Annotated in this window: 27 protein-coding genes, 1 tRNA gene and 1 pseudogene; 18 read left to right on the forward strand and 11 right to left on the reverse strand. The window is 58.9% G+C overall.

All coding sequences use genetic code 11. The annotated features are described in order from the left end of the window. Window positions 1–179 precede the first annotated feature (179 nt). The 5 genes from BM269_RS08840 to BM269_RS08860 are packed head-to-tail and all read left to right on the forward strand — an operon-like array spanning window position 180 to window position 4,004. On the forward strand, window positions 180–1,478 hold the full coding sequence (locus tag BM269_RS08840) for a DUF6861 domain-containing protein (RefSeq protein ID WP_090436664.1): 1,299 nt from the start codon (window positions 180–182) through the stop codon (window positions 1,476–1,478). An 11-nt stretch (window positions 1,479–1,489) separates the two neighbouring features. Further along, window positions 1,490–2,107: a GAD-like domain-containing protein gene (locus BM269_RS08845; protein ID WP_090436665.1), complete on the forward strand. Its 618-nt coding sequence runs from the start codon at window positions 1,490–1,492 to the stop codon at window positions 2,105–2,107. 11 nt (window positions 2,108–2,118) lie between these two features. Then, window positions 2,119–2,736 carry a GAD-like domain-containing protein gene (locus BM269_RS08850; protein ID WP_090436666.1) on the forward strand — a complete coding sequence of 206 codons (618 nt, stop codon included), beginning with the start codon at window positions 2,119–2,121 and terminating at the stop codon, window positions 2,734–2,736. Window positions 2,737–2,761: 25 nt separating this feature from the next. Beyond that, window positions 2,762–3,388, forward strand: coding sequence for a GAD-like domain-containing protein (locus BM269_RS08855; RefSeq protein ID WP_090436667.1), 627 nt, complete (start codon window positions 2,762–2,764; stop codon window positions 3,386–3,388). 1 nt (window position 3,389) lies between these two features. Further along, window positions 3,390–4,004, forward strand: coding sequence for a GAD-like domain-containing protein (locus tag BM269_RS08860; protein ID WP_211482676.1), 615 nt, complete (start codon window positions 3,390–3,392; stop codon window positions 4,002–4,004). A gap of 145 nt (window positions 4,005–4,149) precedes the next feature. Here the strand turns inward: BM269_RS08860 and BM269_RS08865 are convergent, their stop codons facing one another. Continuing rightward, window positions 4,150–4,494, reverse strand: a complete 345-nt coding sequence (locus BM269_RS08865; RefSeq protein WP_090436668.1) for a YggL 50S ribosome-binding family protein — start codon at window positions 4,492–4,494, stop codon at window positions 4,150–4,152. A gap of 57 nt (window positions 4,495–4,551) precedes the next feature. On the opposite strand from BM269_RS08865, the pseudogene BM269_RS08870 reads away from it, so the two are divergent. Further along, a pseudogene (locus tag BM269_RS08870) lies at window positions 4,552–5,010 on the forward strand (integrase core domain-containing protein); the annotation flags it as partial. Between the two features lie 205 nt (window positions 5,011–5,215). Beyond that, window positions 5,216–5,614: a hypothetical protein gene (locus BM269_RS08875; protein WP_090436669.1), complete on the forward strand. Its 399-nt coding sequence runs from the start codon at window positions 5,216–5,218 to the stop codon at window positions 5,612–5,614. Between the two features lie 172 nt (window positions 5,615–5,786). Here BM269_RS08875 and BM269_RS08880 read toward each other — a convergent pair whose 3' ends face one another. From BM269_RS08880 to BM269_RS08900, 5 genes are all read right to left on the reverse strand, one after another. After that, a complete protein-coding gene (locus BM269_RS08880; RefSeq protein ID WP_090436670.1) occupies window positions 5,787–6,302 on the reverse strand; it encodes a hypothetical protein in 516 nt (171 codons plus the stop codon). 31 nt (window positions 6,303–6,333) lie between these two features. Further along, window positions 6,334–6,837 carry a hypothetical protein gene (locus tag BM269_RS29015; RefSeq protein WP_139232696.1) on the reverse strand — a complete coding sequence of 168 codons (504 nt, stop codon included), beginning with the start codon at window positions 6,835–6,837 and terminating at the stop codon, window positions 6,334–6,336. After that, on the reverse strand, window positions 6,809–7,147 hold the full coding sequence (locus BM269_RS08890; RefSeq protein WP_090436672.1) for an STAS-like domain-containing protein: 339 nt from the start codon (window positions 7,145–7,147) through the stop codon (window positions 6,809–6,811). The genes BM269_RS29015 and BM269_RS08890 overlap by 29 nt, the downstream gene beginning before the upstream one ends. Further along, entirely contained in the window at window positions 7,144–8,121 is a 978-nt protein-coding gene (locus BM269_RS08895) for an ATP-binding protein (protein WP_090436673.1), read from the reverse strand. Before BM269_RS08895 ends, BM269_RS08890 begins: the two co-directional genes overlap by 4 nt. 370 nt (window positions 8,122–8,491) lie before the next feature. After that, window positions 8,492–8,581: transfer RNA gene (locus BM269_RS08900), tRNA-Ser, on the reverse strand. A 45-nt stretch (window positions 8,582–8,626) separates the two neighbouring features. Between BM269_RS08900 and BM269_RS08905 the strand changes: the two genes are divergently transcribed. Further along, window positions 8,627–9,793, forward strand: a complete 1,167-nt coding sequence (locus BM269_RS08905) for a M23 family metallopeptidase (RefSeq protein WP_139232697.1) — start codon at window positions 8,627–8,629, stop codon at window positions 9,791–9,793. Window positions 9,794–9,796: 3 nt separating this feature from the next. Here BM269_RS08905 and BM269_RS08910 read toward each other — a convergent pair whose 3' ends face one another. Both BM269_RS08910 and BM269_RS08915 read right to left on the reverse strand, forming a co-directional pair. Continuing rightward, window positions 9,797–10,828 (reverse strand): LacI family DNA-binding transcriptional regulator, encoded by a 1,032-nt coding sequence (locus BM269_RS08910; protein ID WP_090436675.1) that lies wholly within the window; start codon window positions 10,826–10,828, stop codon window positions 9,797–9,799. Window positions 10,829–10,881: 53 nt separating this feature from the next. Beyond that, window positions 10,882–12,444: a tryptophan halogenase family protein gene (locus BM269_RS08915; protein ID WP_090436676.1), complete on the reverse strand. Its 1,563-nt coding sequence runs from the start codon at window positions 12,442–12,444 to the stop codon at window positions 10,882–10,884. Window positions 12,445–12,554: 110 nt separating this feature from the next. Between BM269_RS08915 and BM269_RS08920 the strand changes: the two genes are divergently transcribed. The 3 genes from BM269_RS08920 to BM269_RS08930 all read left to right on the forward strand — a co-directional run bounded on the left by BM269_RS08920 (window position 12,555) and on the right by BM269_RS08930 (window position 17,580). Further along, window positions 12,555–14,912 (forward strand): TonB-dependent receptor, encoded by a 2,358-nt coding sequence (locus BM269_RS08920; protein WP_170860327.1) that lies wholly within the window; start codon window positions 12,555–12,557, stop codon window positions 14,910–14,912. A 71-nt stretch (window positions 14,913–14,983) separates the two neighbouring features. Further along, window positions 14,984–16,285: a GH1 family beta-glucosidase gene (locus BM269_RS08925; protein ID WP_090436678.1), complete on the forward strand. Its 1,302-nt coding sequence runs from the start codon at window positions 14,984–14,986 to the stop codon at window positions 16,283–16,285. After that, the gene (locus BM269_RS08930; protein ID WP_090436679.1) at window positions 16,282–17,580 is read left to right on the forward strand and encodes an MFS transporter; all 1,299 of its coding nucleotides are present in this window, start codon (window positions 16,282–16,284) and stop codon (window positions 17,578–17,580) included. Before BM269_RS08925 ends, BM269_RS08930 begins: the two co-directional genes overlap by 4 nt. Here BM269_RS08930 and BM269_RS08935 read toward each other — a convergent pair. Continuing rightward, a complete protein-coding gene (locus BM269_RS08935) occupies window positions 17,556–18,386 on the reverse strand; it encodes an alpha/beta fold hydrolase (RefSeq protein ID WP_090436680.1) in 831 nt (276 codons plus the stop codon). The two genes, BM269_RS08930 and BM269_RS08935, sit on opposite strands and share 25 nt — an antisense overlap. Before the next feature lie 152 nt (window positions 18,387–18,538). Here BM269_RS08935 and BM269_RS08940 point away from each other — a divergent pair, with 152 nt between their 5' ends. The 3 genes from BM269_RS08940 to BM269_RS08950 all read left to right on the forward strand — a co-directional run bounded on the left by BM269_RS08940 (window position 18,539) and on the right by BM269_RS08950 (window position 20,853). Further along, window positions 18,539–19,435, forward strand: a complete 897-nt coding sequence (locus tag BM269_RS08940; RefSeq protein WP_090436681.1) for a ribose-phosphate pyrophosphokinase — start codon at window positions 18,539–18,541, stop codon at window positions 19,433–19,435. A gap of 15 nt (window positions 19,436–19,450) precedes the next feature. Next, entirely contained in the window at window positions 19,451–20,173 is a 723-nt protein-coding gene (locus BM269_RS08945) for a hypothetical protein (RefSeq protein WP_139232698.1), read from the forward strand. A 113-nt stretch (window positions 20,174–20,286) separates the two neighbouring features. After that, the gene (locus BM269_RS08950) at window positions 20,287–20,853 is read left to right on the forward strand and encodes a hypothetical protein (RefSeq protein WP_090436683.1); all 567 of its coding nucleotides are present in this window, start codon (window positions 20,287–20,289) and stop codon (window positions 20,851–20,853) included. Here BM269_RS08950 and BM269_RS08955 read toward each other — a convergent pair. Next, window positions 20,850–21,866 carry a zinc-binding alcohol dehydrogenase family protein gene (locus BM269_RS08955; RefSeq protein ID WP_090436684.1) on the reverse strand — a complete coding sequence of 339 codons (1,017 nt, stop codon included), beginning with the start codon at window positions 21,864–21,866 and terminating at the stop codon, window positions 20,850–20,852. The genes BM269_RS08950 and BM269_RS08955 overlap by 4 nt on opposite strands. Window positions 21,867–21,968: 102 nt before the next feature. On the opposite strand from BM269_RS08955, the gene BM269_RS08960 reads away from it, so the two are divergent. Continuing rightward, a complete protein-coding gene (locus BM269_RS08960) occupies window positions 21,969–22,871 on the forward strand; it encodes a LysR family transcriptional regulator (protein ID WP_090436941.1) in 903 nt (300 codons plus the stop codon). Here the strand turns inward: BM269_RS08960 and BM269_RS08965 are convergent. Next, complete coding sequence (locus BM269_RS08965) at window positions 22,868–23,092, reverse strand: hypothetical protein (RefSeq protein ID WP_090436685.1); 225 nt, start codon at window positions 23,090–23,092, stop codon at window positions 22,868–22,870. The genes BM269_RS08960 and BM269_RS08965 overlap by 4 nt on opposite strands. Window positions 23,093–23,202: 110 nt before the next feature. On the opposite strand from BM269_RS08965, the gene BM269_RS08970 reads away from it, so the two are divergent. Genes BM269_RS08970 through BM269_RS08980 form a run of 3 tightly spaced genes read left to right on the forward strand, consistent with a single transcriptional unit; the run spans window position 23,203 to window position 25,573 of the window. Continuing rightward, window positions 23,203–23,865, forward strand: coding sequence for a phosphatase PAP2 family protein (locus BM269_RS08970; RefSeq protein WP_090436686.1), 663 nt, complete (start codon window positions 23,203–23,205; stop codon window positions 23,863–23,865). Then, the gene (locus BM269_RS08975; protein WP_090436687.1) at window positions 23,862–24,764 is read left to right on the forward strand and encodes a diacylglycerol/lipid kinase family protein; all 903 of its coding nucleotides are present in this window, start codon (window positions 23,862–23,864) and stop codon (window positions 24,762–24,764) included. Before BM269_RS08970 ends, BM269_RS08975 begins: the two co-directional genes overlap by 4 nt. After that, the gene (locus tag BM269_RS08980; protein WP_090436688.1) at window positions 24,764–25,573 is read left to right on the forward strand and encodes a metallophosphoesterase family protein; all 810 of its coding nucleotides are present in this window, start codon (window positions 24,764–24,766) and stop codon (window positions 25,571–25,573) included. The genes BM269_RS08975 and BM269_RS08980 overlap by 1 nt, the downstream gene beginning before the upstream one ends. Window positions 25,574–25,588: the final 15 nt, after the last annotated feature.

Consider the following 25,588-nt stretch of genomic DNA (forward strand, 5'->3'; position numbering starts at 1 on the left):
CATGCCGCACTGTAGAACTTATCGAAAATTTAATTATTTGCTATCCTACCGGTTTTTTCACCTGAGCAACGCCAGAGGGTAGCAATTTGCTAAACCAATCGTCGCGTATATGGTCCGAGCTTGAAAAACGGGAGCGCCAGGTCAGCAGGGGCCCTGGCGAAGGCCCGGTATTCGATAGCATGGGGCGGGGCATAAGTCCCACGCATTTCGGCATCGGCAATTTCCCCGCCCAGGGTAAGCGTGTTGAGCGCGTACAGAGAGCTCTGGAGCAGTCGGGCGATATGGCCCGCAGGATCATTGCCCATCAACTGTCCGGCATTGACCTATCGACCATCTGGCACATTCTCGTCGAAGTCTGCAAGGACATAGCGCTCTACTACGGTGGTTCGGTGGTTGCAGGCGCCACGGTCGGCGCAGTCGGCGGTGCGTTCTTTGGCGGTGTCGGCGCCTTGCCAGGCGCCGCTGCCGGCGCAGCCGTGGGCTCTCAGCTCGGAGCATGGGTGATGGCGCTCCTGGGCCTGAAGTCGCTGATCGAAGGCATGGCCACGGCAATTCCCGAAGCGATGGAACACTATGAACGGGGCTTCCGCGAAGCCTGGGGGCCAGCGCCGCGCGACGGACGGACCTGCAGCTACGCATTGGCTGGCCCGGAACAAGGGAATGTGCGCCACGCTGCCTTTGAATTCGCCAACGGCCACGTGATCATGATCATGGCGGTCCTCATGGCGCTGATGGCCTATTTCTCACGCGGCAAGGGTAATAGAGCCCTGGCGCTAAAGGAAGTCCGCGAGAGCCCGCGCCTGGGACCAAAAATCGCACGCTGGATCGAGGAAAACGAAGAGCGGCTAAGCCGGCATCCTGCCTTACAATCACGCCGAAAAAATGCAACTAGCGCGCTGGACGAGCCTGCACCCGTGCCACCGAAGCGCAAACGCCCGGTCGAGGAACCGGAGCAGCCACGCCCCGCCGGCATGCCGCAAAAGAAGGTGCCGTGCTTTAAACCGAATGATTTGCCGCAAGGGAGCATTCCCGAGTTTGACCGCCAACTGGCGGGGCAAGAAGCCGGCCTGAATGCCATGACCGTCGAGGAGTATCTAGAAGGACGTGAGGCCTTTAAAGCGAAGGATGTAACTCGCGATCCGAGCGTGGCTAAGCATGCTCGCGCTGCTCACGAGGCGCAACTTACAAAGAAGTTTGAGAGAGAGTTCATTCGGAAAGGACTCCCGCCACAAGTCGCGGCGGCAAAGGCTCTGGAGGAAGCTGCAATCAGAATGAAAACATTGGCGGCGTTACATAATCCAGACATGATCGTGGCCGGGAAGGACGCCATTGGCGATTTTGGCGACCGGAACATCAACTCTCGCATTGGTGCGCAATGGCGAAGCCGTGTGGGGGCGCTCGATGATGCCGCAACTAAGGTACCGTTGTCATACCGCGCATCGATGAAGATTAATGCGAAACTTGAACGATGCAAATAGAAAGAAGAGCTATGGATGAATACTTCGGGTACTTTCTTGAAAAGATGGGCCCACCAATTCAAAAGCGCCACGTGCCACCGTCAAGCGTCAAGCGTTTCCGAGGTAAGCTTCCCGATCAACTGCTGGCTTACTGGGAAGAGCATGGTTGGTGCGGGTACGCGGATGGACTTTTCTGGACAGTTGATCCCCAAGAATATGAGCCTGTATTAGAAGCCTGGATCGGAGAGACGCCTTTCGTTGAAAACGATGCCTATCACCTCATCGCACGAAGTGCATTTGGAGAGCTTTACTTTTGGGGAGAACGTACTGGCGAATCACTCCGGTTGTTTGCGCCGGGCTCTTACTGCCTTCCTATCGAATCGGTCTTTGAAGAGGATGAACTGGAGCTTGGAGTGAGGGCGTTTTTCAGCATTCGAGATCGTGAGGAAAACGACTTCGCTGAAATGTTCGTTCCCGCATTAGAGAAATTGGGACATTTGAAGCATGACGAAATGTATGGATTCGCGCCGGCGTTGGCGTTAGGTGGACCTTCAACATTGAAAAACTTAACGAAGGTGAAGGCAGTGGAGCACTTGGTAATCCTTTCACAGCTCGCTCCTTTGGAAGTGATGACGACTCCCCCTACGTAAAGGCTGATGCAGTGGACGAGGATTTCGAATTCTTTCTGAAAATGATGGGGCCAGCCACTCAGAAGCGCCATGTTCCTTCATCGAGCCTTGATCGTTTCCGCGGAAAGCTTCCAGAGCAGTTGCTGGCCTACTGGAAAGAGCATGGTTGGTGTGCCTATGCGGACGGCTTGTTCTGGACTGTCGATCCGCAAGAATATGAGCCCGTTCTGGATGCATGGATCGGCGATACGCCACTCATGAAGAGGGATGCTTATCACATCATCGCGCGGAGTGCGTTCGGGGAGCTGTACTTTTGGGGTGAACGAACAGGAGACACGCTGACGTTGTTCGCGCCAGGCGCATATTGCTTTCCTACAGAACCAGCATTTAAGGAGCACGAGCTAGAGTCGGGTATGCGAATCTTCTTCAGCGTCCGGAAACGAAAGGAGAACGACTTCGCAGAGATGTTCTCTCCGGCTTTGAAAAAAATGGGTCGGTTAAATCACGAGGAAATGTACGGCTTTGTTCCCGCCCTCGCCCTGGGAGGCCCTTCGACTTCGGAACACCTTCAGAAAGTCAAAGCTGTCGAGCACTTGGTTTTCCTTGCGCAGCTCGCTCCATTGGAGGTGATGACACCTCCTCCAGCCTGAAACAGCATACGCGCCTGCTAATAATATGGACGAGCATTTCGAACTATTCCTAGAAGAGATGGGGCCCGCAATTGATAAGCGGTACGTTCCGCCCTCAAGCATTGAACGCTTCCGCGGCAAGCTCCCCAAGCAGTTGTTGGCCTACTGGGAAGAGCATGGTTGGTGCGGTTACGCAGACGGGCTCTTCTGGACCGTCGATCCTCAAGAGTACGGGCCTGTGCTGGACGCATGGATTGGCAGTACTCCGTTCATGGAGAAGGATGCTTATCACATCATTGCGCGAAGCGCCTTCGGTGAGTTGTACTTCTGGGGCGAGCGTACCTGCGACTCGCTAACTGTTTTCGCCCCTGGCGCATACTGCTTCCCTCGCGAATCGATTTTCCAGAATGGGGATATGAATCGTGGCGTTCGCACGTTCTTCAGCGCGCGAGATCGCGACGAGAATAATTTTGACGGTACGTTCTCCAGCGCCCGAAAAAAGCTTGGTCAGTTGAAGCACGATGAAATGTATGGATTCGTTCCGGCTTTGGCGCTCGGCGGCCCTGCGACCGTGACATACCTCGAGAAGGTCAAAGCTGTCGAGCATTTGGTGCTTCTCGCGCAACTCGCCCCATTGGACGTGATGACGCCCCCTACGCTGACTGATCTGTAAAATGATGGACGAACACTTCGAGTTTTTTCTTGAAAAGATGGGGCCGGCCATGGACAAGCGTTGCGTCCCAGCGCCGAGTATCGAACGTTTTCGAGGAAAACTCCCCGATCAATTGTTGACGTATTGGGCCGAGCATGGCTGGTGTGGCTATGCTGACGGCTTGTTCTGGACGGTCGATCCGCAAGAATACGAACCCGTATTAGAAGCATGGATAGGCGAAACGCCATTCATGAACAGAGACGCCTACCACATCATTGCACGTGGGGCCTTCGGTGAATTGTACTTTTGGGGCGAACACACATGCGATTCATTGAAAGTCTTTGCACCTGGCTCGTATTGTTTTCCTCGTGAGTCAACATTCCAGAACGGTGATTTGGACCGGGGTGTGCGCGCATTCTTCAGCAAACGGGATCGTGAAGAGAGCGACTATGCGGACCTGTTTTCTTCAGCTTCAAAGAAGCTCGGGCCGCTAAAGCATGATGAGATGTACGGTTTTGTCCCTGCACTGGCGTTGGGCGGCCCGTCTGAATTGTCGCATCTGCAGAAGGTCAATGCCGTCGAGCATTTAGTGCTCCTTGCTCAACTCGCTCCATTGGAAGTGATGACGGCGCCCTGATTGGTGGCGTGTACGGCGAGGTCGTTGGTGCTTGCTGCCTCAGTGCCTGGTCTCCCATTCAGAGATCAAAGCTTAGTCTTGGATAGACCGAGAAATGAAAAAGGGCAGCTCTAAGGCTGCCCTTCACTGGCGCGAAGCTTTCCGTTTAGCCCCAGCCGTACCAAGCGTCGCGCAGTTCGCCGACTTTGACGTTGGTCAGTTTGCTGTGTTTGGACAGCCAATCCTGTACCAGGGTGCGATGGCGTTCTTCGACTTTGCCATAAGGCTTGTTCGACACCACGATGCCTCCGAAGTCGTCGCTGTAGCCACCGCCGAACGCGAGGCCATTGGCTTCGATGGCTTCTTCGAGGAACTGGTGGATCAGGGTGTTGTGCTCGGCCAGGGTCAGGGTGCCAACCAGTTCTGCCTCGACGAGGAAACCGAGTTCCTGGAATTCACCGAGGTGCTTTTTCTTGAGTTGACGTTTGTTATAGCGGCGGGATGCGGTCATGGTGGGGCCTAATATTTTGGACTTGGGATGTTAGCACAGGAGGAGGGCTTCGCATAATGCCAGTTGTACAGCACGAAGACCCCGAATACAGCAGCAGATCTTCTTAACGACCGCGTCTTGCCATTCATGGAGGAGCAAGGCATGGGCGTCATCAGGATCCTCACCGACCGGGGAACCGAATACTGCGGAAGGCCGGAAAAGCATGATTACCAGCTGTACCTAGCGTTGAATGAGATCGAGCACACAAAAACGAAAGTTCGGCATCCGCAGACCAATGGAATCTGCGAGCGCTTCCACAAGACCATCCTGCAGGAGTTTTACCAGGTGGCGTTTCGACGCAGGATCCATCGGAGCATTGATGAACTGCGGGCGGACGTCGCTGAATGGCTTCGCTACTACAACAACGAGCGAACGCATCAAGGGAAGATGTGCCGTGGCCGGACACCGATGCAAACTCTAATTGACGGAAAGGAGGCGTGGCGCGATAAAATCGTCGCACTGAACGACGGAATTTGATCTGTAGTGGTCGCGATCTGATCTGTAGTAGCTTCGACTTGATCTGACACAGAGTGTAAGATGGGCTAGAGTTCGTTTGGGCCGATTCCGGGCCAGACGTGGCCCGAGGCCGCGCCAATCGAACTAGCCACAAATTGACTGACTTCGGCCAACATCGGCCACCCAAGAGCGTGCAATCAAGCGATCGCTCGGCAAATAAACATTTATGACCACACCTGACCACATTCTTGTCCTCAAGGAAGAGCTTCAAGGCGAAGATGGTTCATTTCTAATAGAGTTAAGATGCAATCTGAAATGGAACAAGAAGGCTTTCATCCGTCTCATCAGGGCTATGCAGGACTACATCGAGAGAAGGCCAAAGTCGGAAAGCCTTGAACGCTGGGTAGCAGAAGGGTTTTGGTTTCTGGATCACTTTGTCAAAGAATGGTCCTCCCACGCTTCGTTCTCCAGGCCGTATGAGCGTCAATACTACGAAGATGCTTATGAAAGGTTGCATGATCTGGCATATTGGCTGTTCGTTGGCGAATCTCCATATGAGGATGGTTCGCTCCACCATTCGATGTCTAACTCTTACTCGCAGCGGATCCGCTGGCGTATCGTTTAAATCAACGCTGAAAATTCGCTTTTAGATTCGTGAACTTCAGCAATGGGGCGGTTGCTGCCGGTCACCAGACATCATGTGTCTGGTCAAGTCTGAGCCAGTACATCTGATCTGACAGCGCCGATGTCCAAACCGGGGTCACTTCCCGATCAGATCGCGACCACTACAGCTTAGCTTAGGTAGGGGATACTTCTTTGGCAAGGGACTCATAAAACTCTACCGGTCCAATGACGATTTGCTTCGCTAGCTCTGAGGCCCGCTCCTTCGATAAATTTGGACCATACCGAATGAGCTCACGCGTAACTTCGACGTACTTTTCTAAGTTTGCCTCAGCCTCTTTTAGACCGAGAACTTTTAGCGACATCCTTGCGCGACGTAGTGGCTGGTTCTTCGTGTAGATATTTGTTCTGGCTTCTTCAAAGTTAAGCGCTCCTGTGAGCCCCTGAATTTTGTTACTTACCTCCGTGGCATAGCTGCCGACGAGGTGCTCAAATTCGGTTACATCATTGGCGGTTTGAATCAGCAATTCGAAGCGGCGCTTGGTGAGCTCTTTGGAGGCGTCGTGTCGATGATTGAGCCTTGTAAGTAAGTACGTCGATACGCCGCCAATCAATGTACCTACGATAGTACCTATGACGGGGAATCCGATTTTTACGGTATCGGCGAGAAGTTGAATTTCTTCAGGAGGCATAGGTAAGTCCAACTACGGCATGAGCCCGATGTCACGCTGCGAGCGGGTAAATTTCACGGTATCGTGTTTCGATCCCACGTATCAGACTGGTACCAGCACTACTAACGCCCCGGAGAGCTGAACTTAATTGATGCCCCGTGAGTGCAGGGGAGTCGGGACCCTGCAATGCTTTATCAGTTACGGCTTGACGATAGGCGATCAAGAGATCATTGATAGGCTTGGTATTGAAAATTTTGCTACCAACAATGGAGGCGTTCACCTGACGGACGCCAAAATGAACAGTCCAATAGCTTGCCGACTTGCCTTCAGTCGATGTGAGGTAAGAGACGACATCGGCCTCGACATTGCGGATGGAATCAGCAATGTCGTTCACCAGGTCCCGTAACTCCTTCCTATCGTCGCGCTTAGCGTTTTGCTCGTTGCTGACTTTCCAGCCGCGAAAAACAATACCCCAAGTTACTCCATAACCAACTAACTGAATCCCGATTTTTGCGAACTCAAATAGGTTATTTGCGTTTGTTGTCTCGGCAGGCATTGGCAATATATTCAAGGGTTTCCGTTAAATAGCTTTGGTCGACGGGATCATCGTCCGCCACTAGCTCTAACCTCGTAGCGACGTCGGCTTCACTTAGATTAAACTTGCGCACGACACCGCCAAATGCCTCTTCCAAAAAAGAGGAACCGTAGCCTTCCGTACCGCCAAGTTCAACACGTACCAGACCGCCGTCTTTCATTGCAGGCGCCAAGAATTCTTCTCTGAAACGTTCTCCGCTGTCCGGTCCGTCGGTGTAAAAGCGCCCAACTGGATAGGCAGAAAACTCCTTGGCAATATTAATCACTTTCATTTTTCCTCGTTTCCGACCTCGTTAATCAACAAGAACGGCAAAATTGCATCTAGCGGAATACTCCACTCTACGAGTGTACCATTGAGTGAATCTTGGTGACCGCTTACGATGGTTGGCAGGCATTGGCCACCCCGAACTCGGTAGAGATATTCACCCTTCTTGCTCAGGATGCGTAATGTGCCTTCCTGACATAAATCTATGATCTGTTTTAAATCATTCAACCCCTTGCCACGGTGACTTTGCTCTAATCTTGAACGACCAAGCTCCATGGCTGCGTGGATCATCGCCCCGTCGCTGTTCTCCAATTTAAGCATTGCAAGAAGCGCCGGGATCACATCTTTGTGCGTACGGGGGAGGCTACGAGGAATGCCAATGCCCTGATCCACAATCATGATCTTCAATTGCTTTGAAAGCTTGTTGATGTGCCCCAGCATCCACCAACCCTTCTTTATGACCTTGATCGGACCATTGTCCCAATCGTCGGGATAGGCATGCTGTGCCACATTGGTCATGGCCTCTGTTATGCCGCGAAAGAAAGACCCCCTCTTGTCCTTGGCTAGCTGTTCCTCATGTGGGCCAAGTAATGCTTGGCGCAACTCGACCGCCAGACGCCCGTCAGCTGCCGTTCCGCTACGTACTTTAATATACTCCACCGGATAGATGCGCTCACGTTGCGGAATGTCACACTTTACGCCCAAAGCGTCATAGAAGCCGCTATCACGCATTTGCCGGTTTAAGCGTTTGTCGCGAGGGAATGTGCCGGTCAGCATCGCGATGCCGCTCACTTTCCGGCATCGGTCAATCTCAGCCACCAGAAATAAGACCGCCGCAGAAGAAATGGTCTTCGTCGCTGAGAAGTCGAGGAGAGTTCGCTTTTTGTGAATCATGCAGTTTGAGCGACATGCAGCGGCGACTTCAAGCGTGTTGGCCCGATGATCAACTAGGTCTAAAACTTCAGGCACCTTGATGATCATGCGGTTTATGCGCCAACTGTAGTCTCCTTTCACCGCCCCCGCTTGCGCTGTTCGGCGCTTGGCTGCGAGAAACTCTCGCCTGCGAGACACTGCGTATTCGGAGCGTCTCCGATTTATGCGTGCTTCGATTTCATTTGGCACCTTGCGAGAGCTCATCGACTTGTCCGGGCTGGTTTCGATGTGTTAATTATAAGCAAGTTAATGATTGGAAACAAATCGAGATATCAATTACTGTCAGTTCTGACGCTAGTTGCGGAAACAATTTCCGCAACTAGCGGATCAGCATGTGCCGAAGTTAGTACCGCCTGTCCGAGTTGCTCATTGCAGATAAAGAAAAACCCTTGATGTACAAGGGTTTTATTGACGTGTTTGGCGGAAGCGGTGAGATTCGAACTCACGAACGGGATTAACCGTCGGCAGTTTTCAAGACTGCTGCCTTCAACCACTCGGCCACGCTTCCGGAGGGCTGGATTATACATTCCTGGCGCGGATCACGCCAAGAATCGTGCAGTTCGTCGCAAATTCCCGCATTTGCGTCCCGGTGCCGGGTAAAGTCGCCCCACTATTAAAACCTGTGGGGGACTCAATGAAATTGCATAACATCGCCTTCGCTGCACTGGCCCTGGCGTCCGGCATGGCATGGGCTGACCCGATCAACGTGAGCGTGTCGCCTGTCAAACCGCTGATTGAGCAGGGCAAGGGTCAGCAACTGCTGAACATCGACTTTCTGATCAAGAACGATAGTCAGGACAAGGTCGAATTGAGCGAAGTTGAAGTTTCCGTGCTGGGCGACGCCGGCAAGCTGGTGGCGCAATACCGCGTAGGGGCCAATGGCCGCAGTGTGCTGGTGGTGCCGAACCGGTTTATCGAGGCGGGTAAGTCGGAGCTGGTTTTCAATCCCCTGTTTGCATTCCCTCAGGAGCTGGATTTATCTCGCCTGCGCTATAATTTTAAGTTCGACGTGGGCGATGACACCAAATACACCGTCGAAATCCCTGTGGAGCCAAGCCCTTACAAGCCGAAAGCACAGTTGAAGCTACCCGTGGCGGGACCTGTATTGGTGCATGATGGTCACGACTTCTATGGCCATCACCGACGCTTGCCATTGCTTGACCCGATGGCGCAGGCCTTGAAATGGAAGCGCAACTTCATGCGCTACAGTTATGATTTCGTCGCCACCGACGACCAGGGCCGTATGTTCAAAGGCGACGGTTCGCGCAATGAGGATTGGTATGGCTGGGGCAAACCGATCCTGGCGCCGGCCGGTGGCAAAGTGATTCGCGCGGTTTCCACGATCCCGGACAATTCCAAAGGAAAGGGGCCGTCGTTTGGCAAGGAGCAGTTCATTGCCGATCCGAGCATCATGTGGGGCAATCATGTGGAAATCGACCATGGCAACGGCGAAATCAGCCTGTTGGCCCATATGAAGCAGGGTAGTGTGCCGGTTAAAGTGGGCGATATGGTGAAGGCAGGCCAGAAGGTCGGTGAAATGGGCTTTTCCGGCGACGCCTTCCTGGTGCACCTGCACTATGACTTGAAGAATGCGCCAGGCTTTGACGCCGACGCGCTGCCATCTCCATTCAATAATTTCGAGCGCCTGACTGGCAAGAGCTGGCTCAAGGTCAGTCAAGGCCAAGTCGATAGCGGCGACGTGGTACGTCGCCTTCCGTAAGTACTAGCGGATGCGCCGTGTGGTCTCTCGCACCACCAGCTCTACGGGCGGGATGGTGCCTTCCACTTCGTCGCCGTTGATCAGGCCGAGCATGGATTGCACGGCTGTCTGGCCGATCACGTACAGCGGCTGGCGGATGGTGGTCAGCGGCGGGGTGGTGTAGGAGGAGCCGGGCAGGTCATCGAAGCCGACCAGCGAAACATCGTCCGGCACGCGGATGCCTTTGCGGTACAGGAAGAGCCGTGCACCGTATGCCGTCTGGTCATTGACCGCGAATACCGCGGTGAAGGGATGCTGGCTGTCGTACAGGCGGTTCATTGCCATCAGGCCGCCGGCTTCCTGCAGGTTGCCTTCAACGACCAAGGCGGGATCGAAGGCGATGTCGGCTTCCTTCAATGCGCGTTTGTAGCCTGCCAGGCGCTCCACCGAGTCGCGGTTTTCGACTGGCCCAGCCAGGTGGGCGATACTGCGGTGCCCCATTTCGATCAGGTGGCGCACGGCCAGCCAGGCACCATGTTCATTATCGAGCGCGAAGCCGATGGCGCGGTTGGTGCGCAGCACGCGGCCCAGCGATACGACGGGGCGCTGCGCTGCGAAGCCCAGCACCGTGGCATCGGTCATTCGGCCGGTCAGCAGGATGATGCCGTCCACTTTGCGTGCCAGCAGCAGGCGGATGCGCTCTGCTTCTTCGTCGGCGTTCCAGTGGCCGCTGACGATCACGGAGGCGTAGCCGGTGCCTTTCAGCCCGTCGTCCACGCCGTGCAGGATCTCGTCGAAGAAGGGCGAGGCGATATCCTGCACCACGATCCCTATCGTCATCGTGCGCCCATGCTTCAGGCTTTGCGCCATCTGGTTGGGGGCGAAATTCAATTCGCTGATCGCTGCTTGCACGGCCTGTCGTTTATCGTCAGCCACCTTGGCGGTGCCGTTCAATATGCGCGATACGGTGCTGGGTGAAACGCCTGCGCGGCGGGCGACGTCGGTCAGCGTGGCTGGCGAGGGGGGATTGGCGTGGTCGTTCAAGAGGTTTCTCATTATGAAATGCTTTTCAAGCGGAGATTACCATAGAACCCGACAGCAGCAAGCGCTCAGCGGCTCACTGTTGCGCGAATGGCATGAAAGTCGTTTCTGAAAGCGTTTTCATGTTGGCATAGCTGGGTTACGAAGGCGCGGTGGTCGGGCAAGTCCGCCACTGCACGCGCTGCAACGGCGGCGATATTGGCGAATTCCTGGCGCGCTGCATCGGCCATCGGTTCCAGGCTGGGCAAAGGGGGCATCACCTTGGGGAAGCCCATTCCATACAAGACGTACTGCCAGCTGGTCGGCGGGTACATTTCGACATCGGTCAGGAAATCCATGCGCTGCGGCGGTCGGCAGCGCCACATGGCGAGCTTGTCGCGCAGGCTGTCGGTCCAGGTGGCAGGGTCGCAATTGTCGATCCAGAATTGCTCGTGGCGCTGGCTCAGGCAGTAGTGCAGCTTGATGAAGTCGACAATGCGGGCATAGCGCTCGCTCATGAACTGGTTGAAGTGGCGCGCCAGCGGCGCCATGTCGCCGTTGTGCGGGAACAGGGCGCCCAGCATGTGCACCGCCGTTTCGACCAGGCCGATGCCGGATGCTTCCAGCGGTTCGAGGAAGCCGCCCGCCAGGCCGATCGCGACGCAATTCTTGATCCAGTGCTGTTCGCGATAGCCGACGCGCATGGGAATCTTGCGTACGTTCAGGCCATCCGCGGCCGGGCCGGCGTAGGCGCGCAGCACTTGTTCGGCGCGTTCATCGCTGGTGTGGCGGCTCGAATAAACGTAGCCGATGCCGCGCCGTTCCTGCAGTCCGATGTCCCAGGTCCACCCGGCTTCGTGCGCGGTGGAGATGGTGGCGGAGGCGATCGGCGCGTCCGGCGCGGGGTGGGGCACTTGCACGGCCAGTGCGATATCGCAAAACAGGATGTCGCTCACGCTGCGGAACGGCGCGCCAAGCGCGGCGCCGATCAACAGGGCGCGAAAGCCGGAGCAGTCGATGTAAAGGTCGGCGGTGAGTGCGCCGTGCTCACGGGTCTCGACGCTGGCGATCGCGCCATCGAGGGCGAGTTGTACGCCTTCGACGTGGTCCTGCAAGTGGCGCACGCCGAGCTTGCGGGCGTGCTTGGCCAGCAGTCCGGCGAAGCGCGCCGCGTCGAAATGGTAGGCGTAGTTCATCGGCCCGTTGTAGTCGCTGTCGCCGGCGCGTTTCGGCGCACGTTGTGCATCGACCACGCGCTGTTGCATGGTGACGGCTTCGGCGAACGGTGTGTCGCCGGCCATGCCTTGCAGCCAGTAAGGCAGCAGTTCCGGAGCGCCGGGGCGCTGGCTCGGCATGGAGAACGGGTGGAAGTAGTGGTCGCCGCCATATAGCCAGTTCTGGAAGGTGATGCCTTGCTTGAAGGTGGCGCTGGATTCGCGCACGAATTCCGTTTCCGGAATGCCCAGCGCCGCGAGGGTCGCGCGCAGGGAAGGGAAGCTGCCCTCGCCGACGCCGATAGCGCCGATTTCGGGCGCTTCCACCAAGGTGATTTCCTTGCTGCCGCCGAACATCTTGGCCAGGTAAGCAGCGCACAGCCAGCCCGCGCTGCCGCCGCCAACGATGAGTATGCGCCGTGTTGGAATCGCTACCATTTTTGTCGTCTCCTTTAAAAATTTGTTGACTTTTTATTTTTCAAAAATGTACCATGAAAACGTTTTCAAGCAATAAGAAATCGTTTTCACAACAACAACCCGGAGACAACATGAAGTTTTCTGCAATCCAGATCGGGGTGCTGGCCCTGGTCGCGTCCGCGAACAGCGCTACCGCGCAGCAAGCCCCTGCCGCGCCTGCCGCCACCGAATCCACCGTCGTGCCGGAAGTGCTGATCACGGCGACCAAGCGCACCACTTCCCTGCAAAAGACCCCGGTGGCCGTCACCGCACTGGATGCAGCGGCGCTGGAAGACGCACACGTGCAAACCATCCAGGACGTGACCAACCTGGTGCCAAGCTTCCAGGCCACCGGCCAGGGCGACCACGGCGTCATCACCATGACCATGCGCGGTATCGGTAATGACTCCGCCAAGACCGAATACGCCGATCCGGAAGTGGCCTTCTTCGTGGACGGTATCTACTCGCCGCGTCCGGAAGGCGCCACCGCGCTGCTGTTCGATGTGGAAGCGATTGAAGTCCTGCGCGGTCCGCAAGGCACGCTGTGGGGCCGCAACTCCACTGTCGGCGCGGTCAATATGCAGACTGTCAAACCCAAGCTGAAAGAATTCTCGGGCAGCGTTTCCGGCGGCATCGGCGATTACGCCCGCCTTGGCGCCCGTGCTGCCCTGAACGTGCCGACCGGCGACAACTCCGCCCTGCGCGTGGCCGTGATCCACGAGGAGCACGACGGCTACGTGAAGTACCAGACGTTGCCGAACATTTCGCTGGCTGACCAGCGAGCGGCCTTCCTGGCAGGCGGGGGCGACCCGGCGCTGTTCCAGCCGATCAACCCGAACCAGTACGTCGTCAACGGTCCACGCTACAACGCGCAGAACCAGAGCGGCGTGCGCGTGAGCTGGCTGTACCAGCCGACCGATCGCCTGAAGTGGAATATTTCGTATGAGCGCTTCCAGGACCGCGGCACCCCGAACATGAACCTGATGCAGACCCCGCGCGCCGGCCAGGACGAGTGGTCGGCACTGATCGACACCGCGCCGTTCCTGCACCGGAATGTGAACACCTTCCGCAGCCGACTCGAATATGCGGTGAACCCGGATATGTCGCTGACTTACATCGCCGGCCATTCCAAGTTCTCCGGTTCGTCCACATACGACCAGGACGGCGGCCGCGTGCTGCCAACCAGCTTCACCACCGGTGGCGATTTCCAAGCCAACAACACCGTCTGGTCCAAGTACAGCAGCAATAGCCACGAGCTGCAACTGCAATCGGTCGGCCAGAAGGAGGTGGACTGGCAACTGGGCGCTTACTATGCGGCGGAAGACAACGGCATCCGTTTCGATATCCCGATCATGCACGGTACCCAGCAGGGCAGTGTGGCGTGGCAGGGCTCCTTCATCCAGCCGAAAGAAACGGTGGATTCGCGCGCTGTCTTCGGACAGGCTACCTGGAACGTAGGCAACCTGCACCTGACCGGCGGCCTGCGCTACACCTCGGACAAGCGCACCAATGAAGGCGGTAACGGCTACACCTGGAACTACGATGCGACCGTGCCGCAAGTTCCACTGAGCCCGAGCATCGACCCGACCAAGCCTGGCCAAGGCTATAACCCGAGCGTGCCATCCAATGATGGCCGCTACAAAGGCAGCAAGACCACCGGCCTGCTGCGCCTGAGCTACGATATCGACAAGAACCACATGCTGTACGCCAGCGTCGCCACCGGCTACAAGGCCGGCGGCCTGCAGGACGGCGGCCGTACTTACGACCCGGAGACCCTGACCAACTACGAGTTCGGCAGCAAGAGCTCCTTCCTCGGCGGCGCACTGCGCATCAATAACGCGGTGTACTACGAAGACTTCAAGGACTTCCAGTTCAGCTCTCCGGTCACCAATCCGGACGGTTCGCATACCTTTGTCACCAGCAACGTGGATGGCGCCAAGGTGTGGGGCGTTGAATCGGAGATCCAGGCCAAGCTGTCGCCGGACGACAAGCTGGCGCTGGCCCTGGCCTATACGCATACCAAGCTGGGCTTCCTGGTTGCCGGCTCCAACGACTACGCGCTGCCGTTCTGCCCGGACTTGAACTCGAACTGCCTGAACGTCACCGGCAACATCATGCCGCACGCTCCAAAGTTCTCGGCCCACCTGAACTACCAGCACACCTTCCGCTTGGCGAATGGCGACACGCTGGTCCCGCGCATTTCGGCACATTACGAAACCAAGTCCGAACTGTCGATCTTCAACCTGGGTGCGGAAGACCAGCAAGCCGCCTACACCAAGTTCGACCTCGGCCTGCGTTACCAGGGACCGAAGCAGTTCTGGGTGGACGTCTTCGTGCGTAATGCAGGCGACAAGCGCATCAAGACCAGCGCCATGAACGGTGCCAATGTGTGGGTGGCGCAGTACCTGCCTCCACGCACCATCGGTGTTAACGCGGGCATCGACTTCTAAGCCCGTCGCAACGCGGCCTGCCTCGTCCCCCGGGGCAGGCCATCCCTAAGCTTTTACCTGCGAAATCAAGAATGAAAGACACACGCCTGCCGCCCGATTTTCTCTGGGGCGTAGCCACCAGCGCCTTCCAGATCGAGGGTGCCAACCAGGAGGACGGCAAAGGCCTCTCTATCTGGGACGTTTTCTGCAACACGCCCGGCAAGATCAAGGATGGCAGCGACGGTAGCGTCGCCTGCGATCACTATCATCGCTACCGCGAGGACGTCGACATCATCGACTCCCTCGGCGTCGATGCCTATCGCTTCTCCATCGCCTGGTCGCGCGTGCAGCCGGACGGCAAAGGCGCCTGGAATGAAGCCGGCTTCGCTTTTTATGAACGCCTGATCGATGCCTTGCACGCGAAAGGCAAACAGGCTTACGTCACGCTCTACCACTGGGATTTGCCGCAAGCCTTGCAAGAGGAGGGCGGCTGGCTGAATCGCGATACCTGCTACCACTTTGCCGCCTATGCAGCGGAAGTGGCGCGCCGCTTCGGCCACCGGGTGGCCAGCATCGCCACCCATAACGAGCCTTGGTGCACGGCCAACCTCGGCTACGGCAACGGCCAGTTCGCACCGGGTGTGCGCGACGCCAAGGCCGCCGTCCAGGTTTCGCATCACCTGCTGCTGTCGCACGGGCTGGCCATGAACGCCATGCGCGCCGTCGGCTCTAAAGCGAAGCTGGGCATCGTATTGAACCAGTGGACCGCCGACCCGGCCACCGACAGCGATGTCGACCGCGCCCTGGCCGAAGTGGAGTACGCGCGTTCGGTACAATGGTTCATGGACCCAATTTTCAAAGGCCGCTATCCCGAATTGGCATTGCGCCACCACGCCGCCAACGCCCCGCACGTGGAGGCGGGCGACATGGCCGCGATCCACCAGCCGATCGACTTCCTCGGCGTGAACTATTATTTCCGCGCCTTCTGCAGCGCCGAAGACCCGCCGCGCACGCCGCCGCTGGAAAACGGGCGTACCGACATGGGTTGGGAAATCTATCCGCAAGGATTGACCGAATTGCTGCTCAAGCTGAAAGGCGAGTACGAATTGCCGCCGATTTACATCACCGAGAACGGCATGGCCAGCAGCACGCCGGAGCATGACGAAGAGCGCATCTCCTTCGTCTCGCGCCATCTCGATGCGCTGGCCGCCGCCATGGAGCAGGGTGTCGACGTGCAGGGCTATTTCATGTGGAGCCTGCTGGATAACTTCGAATGGGATTCCGGCTACGCCAAACGCTTCGGCATCGTCCACGTCGACTACACCACGCAAAAGCGCACGCTGAAAGACAGCGCGCACTGGTACCGCGAGTTCATCAAGGTTCAGCGCTCATGAACCGCTCGCCGCTGCAGTGGGTGCCCACCGGCTATTTCGCGATGGCGATGGGCTATATGATGCTGACCAGCGTCACCTCCATCATGTTCAAGAACCTGGGCATGGACAATGGGCGCGCCGCGCAGTATTCGAGCATGCTGATCCTGGCCTACACCATCAAGCCGCTGTTTGCGCCGGTGGTGGAAATGTACCGCACCAAGAAGTTCTTCGTGCTGGTCACCCAGTTGCTGCTTGGCCTGGGCTTCGGCGCGGTGGCCATGGTCATGGGCATGCCGGGCTCAATGGCCCTGATGATGGTGCTGTTCTGGATCATGTCCTTCATCGGCGCCACCATGGACATCGCCAGCGACGGCGTGTATGTCACATCGCTTAGCTCGCGCAGCCAGTCGCTGTACTGCGGCGTGCAAAGCCTGAGCTGGAATATCGGCCCGGTGGTGGCTTCCGGCGTGCTGGTCTACCTGAGTGGCCGCCTGCATTCGGACTATGGCATGGACTGGCTGGGCGCCTGGCGCATCGTCTTCGTCGCCGTGGCGATCCTGCTGCTGGTGATTACCGCCTGGCATTGGCGCGTGATGCCGGATGGCGCGCGTGCTGCCGATACGCCCGAAAGCGTGGCACAGGCTGGCTTTATCCTGCGCGACGCCTTCAAGACTTTCTTTGAAAAGCGCGGCGTGTGGACCATGGTGGCCTTCGCGTTGCTGTATCGCGTGTCGATCGGCCTGCTGGAAAAGATCGGTCCTTTCTTCATGGTCGATCCGATCGAAAAGGGTGGCCTGGGCATGTCCAACGAGTTGCTGGGCATTGTCTACGGCACATACGGTTTGCTGGCCGTGCTGGCCGGCTCGCTGATCGGAGGCTGGTACGTGGCGAAGCGCGGCCTGAAGCCGGTGCTGTTCACGCTGTGCTGCGTGCTGAACATCCCGATCGCCACCTTCCTGCTGATGGCGATTTACCAGCCGTCCAACCTATGGGTGATCAGCACCGGTGTCGTGATCGAGAAGTTTTCCTTCGGTTTCGGCTCGGTCGGCTTCATGATCTACCTGATGCAGCAACTGGCGCCCGGCAAATACACCACCACCCACTACGCCTTCGGCACCGGCTTGATGGGAATGTGCGGCATGTTGACCGGCATGGTCAGCGGCCACCTGCAGGAGGCTATGGGCTATGTCACTTACTTCTGGCTGGTGATGGCGGCGACCGTGCCATCCTTCATCGTCACCTGGTACGCGCCTTTCCATCATGAAGAAGCGCGTCCCGTGGAGGAGCCCGATCAGATGCAGTGCAAGGCCGGCTGACGCTTGCCGTCACGCGCGCCAATCACGTCGCGGATGGCGTTGACCACCACTTCGGGATTGGCCTGCTGCATCTGGTGATCGGAATCCACGATCACCTTGCAGGCTTTCGGATACATGTTCTTGACCATGTTGCGGGTCTGCTCGTCGTCGTTCACGGTGCCCAGGTCGACCGCCACCGCGCCGGCCGACTTGGGCACATTGAACAGGCGCACGACCGGAATATCGTCATTCCAGGGCAGCGCGAGCGTGGCCTGGCCGGTACTGTTGATCTGGTCGACTTCCGCTTCCATCGCCGCATTCAGGAAAACGTACTTGGCCATGCGCGTCATGAGGGGGAAGTCCTGCGGCTTCTTGATGATGCCGGGGTAGAGCGAATCGACCAGCACCACGCCCTGGACTTCCTGCGGGTAGGCGCGCGCGTACAGCTGCATATACAGGCCGCCGAGGGAATGGCCAACCAGGGTATAAGGCGGCTGCAAGCCTTGTTCGCGCAATAGTTGGCGCAATTCTTCCACCACGGTTTTGCCGTCGCGTGGCGTGGACGGCTTGTCGCTCTTGCCGTAGCCCGGGCGGTTATAGGCGAACACGGTCGCTTCCTTGGCCACTTCAGGGATCACCTTGTCCCATTTATCGAGGGTGTTGCGCGAACCGTTCTCGAATACCACGGTGGCGGGGGTGCCGGGCTTGGCGAGTTTCAGGACTTCTATCTTATGGCCTGCAATATCCTTCAGCATGGTTTCCGCATGCGCGTGGGTACTTGCCAGCGCCAATGCCAGGAAGGGCAAGGTGAAACGGGTCAAGGGCATGAATGTCTCCAGTTTGATAACAGGAGCGATTCTGGTCGCTGCAACTGTTGGCCATCTGGCGTTTGCGACGAGTTGTCAAAAATGATGCATGAATTGCATAAATCCCGGCCTGGGGGCTAGAATAAAAGTCACTACATCGAGGGGGAATCGTCATGGCGCCAATCCTGTTCGCACTGCCCGGCAATGAAGCAATGACAGCGCAGCTGTCGGCATTGACAGGCTGGGAGCATGGGAGTTTGCAGGTGCGGCGCTTTCCGGACGGTGAATCCTACGTGCGCTATCACTCGGAAGTGAAAGGGCGCCAGGTGGTCCTGGTCTGCACCATGGACCGGCCGGACGACCGTTTCATGCCGCTGTATTTCGCCGCCGGCATCGCACGCGATCTGGGGGCAGCCAGCGTCGGCCTGGTCACGCCTTACCTGGCGTATATGCGCCATGATGCCGTCTTCAACCCGGGTGAAGGCATCACCTCCGCCCACTTTGCGCGGCTGGTGTCGGGTGTATTCCACTGGATGGTGACGATCGATCCCCATTTGCACCGCCACCACGACCTGGCCGAAATCTATACCATCCCGACCCGCGTTGTGCGCGCCGCGCCCGCCATATCGCAATGGATCGCAGCCAATGTGGAGCGGCCGCTGGTGATCGGGCCGGATGCCGAAAGCGAACAATGGTCCTCTGAAGTGGCGCGCGGCGCCGATTGCCCCTGCATCGTCCTGGAAAAAGTGCGCCGCGGCGACCACGATGTGGAAGTCTCGGTGCCCGACACGGAACGTTGGCTGCACCACACCCCCGTTATCGTTGACGATATCGCATCCACCGCCCGCACCATGATCGCCGCCGTCGGCCATGTGCGCCGGGCCGGCCTGCCGCCGCCCGTATGCGTTGCGATCCATCCCCTGTTTGCCGGCAGCGCCTTCGAAGACTTGCAAGGCGCTGGCGTTGCCCGTACCGCGAGCTGCGACACCGTGCCGCACAGCAGCAATGCCATTCCTGTCGCATCCTTGCTGGCCCCGGCCCTGGCAGACATGACACGCGGCGCAGCCTAGGCTATATTCCTGCCTATGTGGAATTGGATTCGTAATTGGTATCGCAAGCTGCGCATGCCCGCGGCCTACCGCGCGTATGAGCGCAGGCTGCGTGCCGTCCATGAGGAAGAGGCGCGCAGGAAGTTTTCGACCGTGCGCTACGAGGCGCGCCTGCTGGCCGCCAACAAGGCGATGGAGGAGCGCGCCCAGCGCCGCTTCGACATACCGGTCGCCAAACTGCAGCTTGAAGTGGTGGCGCTGGAGAAGCAGCTCGAGTCCTGCCGTACCCAGTTGGGCAATTTCGAACGCCCCTTCCGCGACGAGTACGAAGAACTGGAAGCGGAAATGGCCCTGCTGGGCGAACGTCGCCGCAACGCCTATGCAGCCAAGGACACCAGGGCCATCGATGAGGTCAACGCGGAGGTCGCCGAACTGCAAAAGCGTACCAATGCCGTGCGTGGCGACCTGGCCGTGCAGACCGACCTGCGTGACCAGGGGCTGACGCCTGAAAAGCTGCGCCGGACCGTGCAGCGTTGCGAGGGCCGCTTGCAAACCATCCAGGACGAGCAGGAGCGTATGCAACGCGAACGCGCCGCCTACATGAACCACTCGGCCGACCGTGCCGAGATCGACGCGCTCGAGCGCGAGATGCTGGCGCTGGAGCGCAAGCACATCCAGTTTCTGCGCGACTTCGATTCTCCAGCCGAACGCCGTCGGCGCGAACGCGCCCACGAACAAACCTGGCTCAACGGCGCCTAATCGTCCCACCTTTAATCTGCATCAACCTTGGGCACGTTCGCGCCGGTCCTGCGCTGCCTATACTTGGCTTGTCGCGCCATGCCTTTGCACGGCGGATCGTCGGGAGGACGGCCATGCGCAATCAATCCCTGGGCAGCAATATCGGCGCAGTCCTGCGCCGCTGCAAAAAAATGGAAACCTCATTGCGGCGTGCCGGCATGCCGGCCTTCCTGGCCTGCCTGCCGATGGCGCTGCTGGCCTGGCAGTATGCGCTGATCCTTCGCGAGAAAAATGCCAACATCCGACGTATCTGCGGCCGCATCCAGGGCTGGAAAGTCACCGTGTCGGAATTGACGGCCCATGACTGTGCCCGTACCGAGTTCATCGACCTTGACCGCAAGATGCGCACCGACATCGAGGGCGCCTGTGATTCGATGCGCAGCCTGCACGACCTGTGCGCTGAAATCTGCGAGATGTTCAGCGCAGTCGGCTACGAATCGCCCATGTTGAAGCGTGGCCGTGACCGCTTTGATGCAACGGTCAAGGAGGCATGCCGTCTTTCGCAATCATTGATCGACCTGGTCGATGCGCATGACCGGCGGGCGTTGGCAATCCGCCAGCAGCAGCATGCGATGGCGCAGGCCGGCGAGGCGAGCGCGGCAGCGCATGCCGCGCGCACCGCTTCCGCCGCCGGCGTTTAGAACCCTTCCAGCACGATCTTGCCGCGTGCCCGGTTGCTTTCCAGCAGGGCGTGCGCGCGTTTCAGGTTGGCCGCGTTGATGGCGCCGAAGCGTTCACCCAGCGTGGTCTTCAGCACGCCATTGTCCACCAGGCGCGACACCTCGTTCAACAGTGCATGCTGTTGCGCCATGTCCGCGGTCTCGAACATGGAACGCGTGAACATGAATTCCCAGTGCAGCGATACGCTCTTGCGTTTCAGCAGGCGCACATCGATTTGGGCCGGGTCGTCGATCAGGGCCAGCTTGCCTTGCGGAGCCACCAGTTCTGCCAGCGCGGCAAAGTGCTGTTCGCTCTCGTTCAGGCTGGCGATGTAATTGACGGGCGGCAGGCCGAGACGGCGGATTTCTTCATCCAATGGCTTGCTGTGGTCGATCACGTGGTGGGCGCCCAGCGACTTGACCCATTCCGCGGTCTCGGGACGCGAGGCCGTGCCGATCACGGTCAGTCCCGTTAACTGGCGTGCCAGTTGGACCAGGATGGAACCGACGCCACCGGCGGCGCCCGTCACCAGCAGGGACTTGCCGGCTTCGCCCATTTGGTCGCGGCTTGCGCCCAAGCGGTCGAACAGTAATTCCCAGGCCGTAATGGCAGTCAAGGGCAGGGCGGCCGCTTCGGCAAAGCTGAGCTTGGAAGGCTTGTGGCCGACGATGCGCTCGTCAACCAGGTGCAGTTCGGCGTTGGTGCCGGAGCGGCCAAGGGCGCCGGCGTACCAGACCTCATCACCCGGCTTGAACAGGCTTGCGTCGGGCCCGACCGCACGCACGATGCCGGTGGCGTCCCAGCCCAGCACCTTGCTTTCTCCTTCGGCAGGCGCGACGTTGAGACGGATCTTGCTATCGACCGGGTTGACCGAAACCGCCTTGATTTCGACCAGCAGGTCGCGGCCGGTGGCAACCGGGGCAGGCAGTTCAACATCGATCAGCGCATCGGCGTGGTCGATCGGCAGGGAGGCGCGGTAAGCAACAGCTTTCATGATTCATTCTTTCGTAAAAAGTGGCGATGTCGCTATCTTCGAACATTGCGGCTTCAAGAAAAAGATTAAAATCATGGAAACACTTTCAAAGGAATGCTGAAAATGCTGCGCCTGGACGACCTGGAAGTCTTCGTCAACACCGCCGATCGTGGCAGCTTGTCGGCGGCGGCGCGCTCCCTGGATATTTCGCCGGCCCTGGCCAGTGCGGCCCTGAAGCGGCTGGAAGAGGCATTGCAATTGCGCTTGTTTGCCCGTACCACGCGTTCACTGCGCCTGACGGCGGAGGGCGAGCACTACCTGCAACACGCGCGCGAGGCGGTGCGCCAATTACGCGAAGGGCATGAGGCGATCAGGCAGGGCCAGCAGGAATTGGCTGGGCTGCTGAAGATTTCGATGCCATCGGACGTGGGACGCAACGTGCTGCTGCCATGGCTGGACGGATTCCAGGCCGAATACCCGGCCATCAGCCTGCAGCTGTTTGTCAGCGACCGGGTCGCCGATATGTACCGCCAGCCGGTCGACCTGGCCCTGCGCTATGGCAAGCTGGATGATTCCAGCCTGGTGGCCATGCCCATTGCGCCCAACAACCGGCGCGCACTGGTGGCCTCGCCGGATTACCTGCGCCGGCACGGTGCCCCGGCCAACCTGGACGAGCTGGCACGGCACAATTGCCTGCGCTTTGCATTGGATGACATGCTGTATGACCGCTGGGCCTTCCCCGCCCAGGGCAAAGTGGTGCAGGTCAGGGGCAATCGCAGCAGCGATGATGCCGACCTGGTGCGCCGCTGGGCGGTAGCGGGATTGGGGGTTGCCTACAAATCACGGTTGGACGTGACCGCCGACCTGAAGGCCGGTCGCTTGCGTTTGCTGCTACCAGATGTAATGGGTGAAGAGGTGCCATTACAGCTGGTTTGCATGCATCGCTCGCAGGTCACGCCCGTCGTGATTCGTTTGCGCGACTATTTGCGCGCTCAGTATGAACAGCTATGCGAGACTGAAGCTTAGTGGGCCTTGGAGAAGATCAGCAGCCAGCGGCTGAACAGCAGTACTTCCAGATGGCCAGGCTGAACGCCGGTGTCGCATTCGATGATCGGGTTCACAGCGTAGAAGCGCTTGCGGAAGTCGCGGCACACCAGCACTTCGCGTTTGCCGAAGCGAACCAGGAAAGACGTAGGGGCATATTCCAGGCCAAAGCGGGAGCCGAAGGTGCTGTGCATAGTGTTCATGACGAATTCCTTTTGCTGTGTTGTGTGTTTAACGAGTGATTAGAATAACACAAATACTGTATGAATCAACAGTACTGGATGAAAAATCAGGTATTTTTATTAAGCGTTGTATGAGAGATACGATCCGACTTCCTTTGCATCTTGTGGCCGGCTTGGCGTTGCTGATCGTGGCCGCGGCTGTTTTCCAAGCCATTGCCGGCGCCGCGGTGGGGCCGGGCGCTCGCCTGGCGGCGCTGGATATCCATGTGTCGCAATGGCTGCATGCCCGTGCCGGCGACCCGTGGACCACGCTGATGCTGGCGGTCAGCCATTGGCACAGCGTGGCCGGCATCGCCTTCATGACGCTGCTGCTTGCCTGGCATCTCTGGCGCAGGCAAGCGCATTACTGGCTGCTGACCTTGCTGTTGTCCGTGCCGCCGGGCATGGTGCTGAACGTTTTGCTCAAGCACAGTTACCAGCGGGCGCGGCCCAGCTTTGAAGTGCCATTGCTGACTTTGCCGACCTTTAGTTTTCCCAGTGGCCATACGCTGGCGGCGACGGTGTTCTACGGCGTGCTGGCTTGCTATCTCTGGACGCGAGCCCGCAGCGCTGCCCAACGGGCGGCGCTTGTCGTGGCCGCGCTGCTGATGGTGGCGCTGGTGGCATTCAGCCGCGTCTACCTGGGCGTGCATTACCTGACCGATGTGCTGGCTGCCGTGGCGGAAGGCATGGCCTGGCTGGCGATCTGCGTGACCGCCGTATCCAGCCTGCGCCGGCACCGGGAGCGGCTATGAGCCGCATGGCCGTCATCGTCAATGCCGGCGCAGGCCTGGGGTATGGCGAGCCGTGGCGCGAATCGCTGGCGGCGCGCTTTGCCGGCCACGGCCTCGATGCGGAGATTACGCTGGCTTCCGACGTCAACCATCTGATGGAGGCGGCGCGCGCGGCGCTGGCCGCCGGGGCGCGCATCGTGGTGGCCGGCGGCGGCGACGGCACCATCAATGCCGTGGCCTCGGTGGTGCTGGACAGCGGCGCCGTGTTCGGTGTGCTGCCGATGGGGACGCTCAACCACTTTGCGCGCGACCTGCGCATTCCGTCCCAGCTCGATGCGGCGATTGCCACCCTGGCCGCCGGCCACGTGGCGCAGATCGACGTCGGGGAGGTGAATGGCCGCATTTTCCTGAATAACTCCAGCCTCGGGCTGTATCCGGATATCGTGCGCGACCGCCAGCGGCAGCAGCGCCGCCTCGGGCGCGGAAAGTGGACGGCGTTTGGCTGGGCGACACTGGCTGCGCTTCGGCGCTATCCTTTCCTCAGCGTCCGCCTGACCGTTGGCGAGCAAGGCCATGCGCGCCGTACGCCTTTCGTTTTCGTCGGCAATAATGAATACCAGATGCAAGGGTTCAATATCGGCGAAAGGGCGCGCATCGATGGCGGCGCCCTCAGCGTCTACGTGGCGCAGCGGCCGACACGATTTGGCTTGCTGAAGCTGGCCTTGCGGGCCTTGTTTGGACGATTGCGCCAATCGCGCGAGTTTCATGTGTTCCAGGCCGGCGAGATGGCGATCGAGACGCACCACCGTCGCCTGCGCGTGGCGACCGATGGCGAGGTTTCGGTCATGACGCCGCCGTTGCGTTACCGGATCCGCCCGGCCGCCTTGCCGGTGATTGTGCCGCGCCCTCAGGAGGAATAATGCGAACCCTGGTCCATATCTCCGATCTGCACTTCGGCCGTGTCGACAATACGCTGCTGGCGCCCTTGCGGGAGTTGATCGGGGATCTGCGCCCGGATGTGGTGGTGGCCTCGGGCGACCTGACGCAGCGCGCCCGCAGCGCGCAGTTCCGCCAGGCGCGCCATTACCTTGACAGCTTGCCCAAGCCGCAGATCGTGGTACCGGGCAATCACGACATCCCGCTCTACAACGTGGCTGCGCGTTTCTTCCAGCCGCTGGTCAAGTACCGCCGCTATATCACGCGCGACCTGGCGCCGGAATTCGTGGACGATGAAATTGCCGTGCTGGGCCTGAACACGGCGCGCTCCTTGACCTTCAAGGACGGCCGTGTCAATCGCCGCCAGGTCGAATACCTGCGGCAACGCTTCTCGCACCTGCCGCGCAGCATCACGCGGATTGTGGTGACCCACCACCCGTTCGACCTGCCGCCGCACAAGGACCACGACGATATCGTCGACCGGGCGCCGATGGCTATGGAAGTGTTCTCGCGCTGCGGTGTGGATCTGTTGCTGGCAGGGCACCTGCACACCAGTCACTCTCACAACACCTCCGAACGCTACGAGATAGACGGCTTCGCCGCACTGGTGGTGCAGGCCGGCACGGCCACCTCCACCCGCAGCCGGGGCGAAACGAACTCTTTCAATGTCCTGCGCGTACAGCACGACGAAATCCAGGTCGAGCGTTACAGCTGGACTGAAGGCAACGGGTTCATGCTCGCCTGTACCGACGTCTTCCGCCGCCAAGGCGACATCTGGCGTCCGGCAAGCTAAAAAACAGCGGTATCA

It is taken from the genome of Duganella sp. CF458, assembly GCF_900113115.1.
Taxonomy (GTDB): domain Bacteria; phylum Pseudomonadota; class Gammaproteobacteria; order Burkholderiales; family Burkholderiaceae_D; genus Rugamonas.

Coding starts and splice junctions, on each gene's coding strand:
- BM269_RS08840 (WP_090436664.1), top strand. CDS start 180: ATGGGGCGGGGCATAAGTCCCACGCATTTCGGCATCGGCAATTTCCCC.
- BM269_RS08845 (WP_090436665.1), top strand. CDS start 1,490: ATGGATGAATACTTCGGGTACTTTCTTGAAAAGATGGGCCCACCAATT.
- BM269_RS08855 (WP_090436667.1), top strand. CDS start 2,762: ATGGACGAGCATTTCGAACTATTCCTAGAAGAGATGGGGCCCGCAATT.
- BM269_RS08860 (WP_211482676.1), top strand. CDS start 3,390: ATGATGGACGAACACTTCGAGTTTTTTCTTGAAAAGATGGGGCCGGCC.
- BM269_RS08865 (WP_090436668.1), bottom strand. CDS start 4,494: ATGACCGCATCCCGCCGCTATAACAAACGTCAACTCAAGAAAAAGCAC.
- BM269_RS08875 (WP_090436669.1), top strand. CDS start 5,216: ATGACCACACCTGACCACATTCTTGTCCTCAAGGAAGAGCTTCAAGGC.
- BM269_RS08880 (WP_090436670.1), bottom strand. CDS start 6,302: ATGCCTCCTGAAGAAATTCAACTTCTCGCCGATACCGTAAAAATCGGA.
- BM269_RS29015 (WP_139232696.1), bottom strand. CDS start 6,837: ATGCCTGCCGAGACAACAAACGCAAATAACCTATTTGAGTTCGCAAAA.
- BM269_RS08890 (WP_090436672.1), bottom strand. CDS start 7,147: ATGAAAGTGATTAATATTGCCAAGGAGTTTTCTGCCTATCCAGTTGGG.
- BM269_RS08895 (WP_090436673.1), bottom strand. CDS start 8,121: ATGATCATCAAGGTGCCTGAAGTTTTAGACCTAGTTGATCATCGGGCC.
- BM269_RS08910 (WP_090436675.1), bottom strand. CDS start 10,828: ATGAGAAACCTCTTGAACGACCACGCCAATCCCCCCTCGCCAGCCACG.
- BM269_RS08915 (WP_090436676.1), bottom strand. CDS start 12,444: ATGGTAGCGATTCCAACACGGCGCATACTCATCGTTGGCGGCGGCAGC.
- BM269_RS08920 (WP_170860327.1), top strand. CDS start 12,555: ATGAAGTTTTCTGCAATCCAGATCGGGGTGCTGGCCCTGGTCGCGTCC.
- BM269_RS08925 (WP_090436678.1), top strand. CDS start 14,984: ATGAAAGACACACGCCTGCCGCCCGATTTTCTCTGGGGCGTAGCCACC.
- BM269_RS08930 (WP_090436679.1), top strand. CDS start 16,282: ATGAACCGCTCGCCGCTGCAGTGGGTGCCCACCGGCTATTTCGCGATG.
- BM269_RS08935 (WP_090436680.1), bottom strand. CDS start 18,386: ATGCCCTTGACCCGTTTCACCTTGCCCTTCCTGGCATTGGCGCTGGCA.
- BM269_RS08940 (WP_090436681.1), top strand. CDS start 18,539: ATGGCGCCAATCCTGTTCGCACTGCCCGGCAATGAAGCAATGACAGCG.
- BM269_RS08945 (WP_139232698.1), top strand. CDS start 19,451: ATGTGGAATTGGATTCGTAATTGGTATCGCAAGCTGCGCATGCCCGCG.
- BM269_RS08950 (WP_090436683.1), top strand. CDS start 20,287: ATGCGCAATCAATCCCTGGGCAGCAATATCGGCGCAGTCCTGCGCCGC.
- BM269_RS08955 (WP_090436684.1), bottom strand. CDS start 21,866: ATGAAAGCTGTTGCTTACCGCGCCTCCCTGCCGATCGACCACGCCGAT.
- BM269_RS08960 (WP_090436941.1), top strand. CDS start 21,969: ATGCTGCGCCTGGACGACCTGGAAGTCTTCGTCAACACCGCCGATCGT.
- BM269_RS08965 (WP_090436685.1), bottom strand. CDS start 23,092: ATGAACACTATGCACAGCACCTTCGGCTCCCGCTTTGGCCTGGAATAT.
- BM269_RS08970 (WP_090436686.1), top strand. CDS start 23,203: ATGAGAGATACGATCCGACTTCCTTTGCATCTTGTGGCCGGCTTGGCG.
- BM269_RS08975 (WP_090436687.1), top strand. CDS start 23,862: ATGAGCCGCATGGCCGTCATCGTCAATGCCGGCGCAGGCCTGGGGTAT.
- BM269_RS08980 (WP_090436688.1), top strand. CDS start 24,764: ATGCGAACCCTGGTCCATATCTCCGATCTGCACTTCGGCCGTGTCGAC.